The organism is Microcoleus sp. B7-D4 (assembly GCF_036705125.1).
Lineage (GTDB): Bacteria > Cyanobacteriota > Cyanobacteriia > Cyanobacteriales > Microcoleaceae > Microcoleus.
In genome coordinates, this window is the sequence record NZ_JAUBTT010000244.1 from 1 (window position 1) to 1,791 (window position 1,791).

General features: G+C 41.3%; 3 protein-coding genes and 1 pseudogene. 2 read left to right on the plus strand and 2 right to left on the minus strand.

The annotated features are described in order from the left end of the window. Positions 1-132: 132 nt before the first annotated feature. Positions 133-597, minus strand: coding sequence for a GUN4 domain-containing protein (locus tag QUB12_RS37170; protein ID WP_333146869.1), 465 nt, complete (start codon positions 595-597; stop codon positions 133-135). Between the two features lie 82 nt (positions 598-679). Between QUB12_RS37170 and QUB12_RS37175 the strand changes: the two genes are divergently transcribed. Together QUB12_RS37175 and QUB12_RS37180 are read left to right on the plus strand one after the other, a co-directional pair. Next, on the plus strand, positions 680-802 hold the full coding sequence (locus QUB12_RS37175) for a hypothetical protein (protein WP_333146867.1): 123 nt from the start codon (positions 680-682) through the stop codon (positions 800-802). Between the two features lie 49 nt (positions 803-851). After that, on the plus strand, positions 852-1,430 hold the full coding sequence (locus tag QUB12_RS37180; protein ID WP_333301083.1) for a GNAT family N-acetyltransferase: 579 nt from the start codon (positions 852-854) through the stop codon (positions 1,428-1,430). 226 nt (positions 1,431-1,656) lie between these two features. On the opposite strand, the pseudogene QUB12_RS37185 reads toward QUB12_RS37180, so the two are convergent. Continuing rightward, positions 1,657-1,791, minus strand: a pseudogene (locus QUB12_RS37185) (photosystem II q(b) protein); the annotation flags it as partial.

Consider the following 1,791-nt stretch of genomic DNA (forward strand, 5'->3'; position numbering starts at 1 on the left):
TTAATAATTAAATGGGGTCGCAAAATCAAAAATAAGGGTAATGATTGTATCACAGTTTAAATGTGCAACAGCTTAGCATTCCGAATAATTTATAGTCGATAGGAACTGGAAAGGATAGACTAAAAGCCAATTTTACAATTTACATTCAGCTATTCGCTTGAGAATTAACCTCCATCCAGCACTAGCAAAGCGAGCATTCCAGTACATCCAAAATGAAGTAGGAACCAGCCACGTTATCGGTAAATGCCCAACAGGAGCATCAATAGTATAATTAATTTTCTTGTAATCGATCCAATCTTTTTCACTACGCCAACCGACTCGATCGGCCAGAACAAAATAATCCTCATCCACTGCTTGATAGAGATTTGAGATCGCACTAAATCCGAAACGTCCACCACTCGCTTTAACCCAGAGCTGATCTATCTTTTTTAACTCGGAACATGGAAAATTTTGAATGTCGTTGGCTGTGAGTAGGCGATCTTGTCTGGAATCGGCCCCGGCAATTTGCAGCATTAGTTGTCTGGTTTCAATGTCGGCATCTTTCCAATCTTTCCGAGTCAGGAAGTGATGAAGTTGAGTGTAGTCAGTTGCGGTCATTAATTTTATGATTGGTTTTATATTGTAAGCAGAACTCCTAGAAGCCTCTCCTGAGCTCAACGCTGCCGATTTAGTCAACGTTTTGGCTGACGCCGATGCCCATCCTGAAAAAATTGCGATCGCATCGGGTTTAAGCGGTGATGATGCGCTGACGGCTGCGTTTGAAGAAAATGCTCGCGATGTGGCCCAGAGCCCCGGCAGTTAGGGTTCTGCGGTAGAATTCTACTCATCTAGCAAGGGGCTTAAAGCTCCTTGTGCGAGTTCTTACACACTATGCAATGGAATATCTAACTTTTAGAGAAGCCGATCGAGAGGACATACAGGCGATCGTCAATATTCACAATTCTCATGCGCGCCGTCAAAATACGTCGATCGAGCGCGGCTTTTTGCTAACACAAATTACTGAAGATGAGATTGTCCAAAGCTTAAATAATTCAGGCAGATATTTTGTGTCAGCTAAAACCGATGGGGAAATTCTAGGATTTGTGGCTATATCACAACCCAAAATATCTGATGAAATCTTGGATAAAATTATCTGGAAAGATGAGGTTTTTAAGAAAAGAGTCACAAGCGATCGGCATTTTTATCTCGAAAGAGTAGCAACCAAGTTAAATTGGATGGGTAGAGGTGTTGCTCAATTTATGTATAAAGAAATTTATCAACTTTTTCCAAATTCATTTATTTCGCTGTTTATTGTTACCCAGCCAATAGCTAATACTCGTTCCCTAATGTTTCACCAAAAACAGGGATTTGAACAAATAGGAACTTTGCAAATTGACCGATTTCTCGATTTAGAAAATTATGAATGTTTTGTGATGTTTAAAGAAACTTGAATTTATCATGAGTGAGTCTCCAAGCAGAAGCAGACATTAATCCAGCCTAACAGGAATTACCAAAAGCGAGGGAACTGTTATCTCCGCGAATTGCCATCTCAAATAACCTCGCTATAACTCCCTTGGCGGTTGTGATACTTCCCCTCCCCGCAGTAAAAATCTTTTTTCCCCAAACAAAAAGCGCCCCTATTTCTAGGAGCGCTTTTTGTCAATCTCAGACTAAAACTTAGCCATTGATAGAAGGAGCAACCAAAGCTACTGGAGTGACTTCACTAGCAGCCAAGTCAAGCGGGAAGTTGTGAGCATTGCGCTCGTGCATTACTTCCATACCCAAGTTAGCGCGGTTGATCACATCAGCCCA

Coding starts and splice junctions, on each gene's coding strand:
- QUB12_RS37170 (WP_333146869.1), bottom strand. CDS start 597: ATGACCGCAACTGACTACACTCAACTTCATCACTTCCTGACTCGGAAA.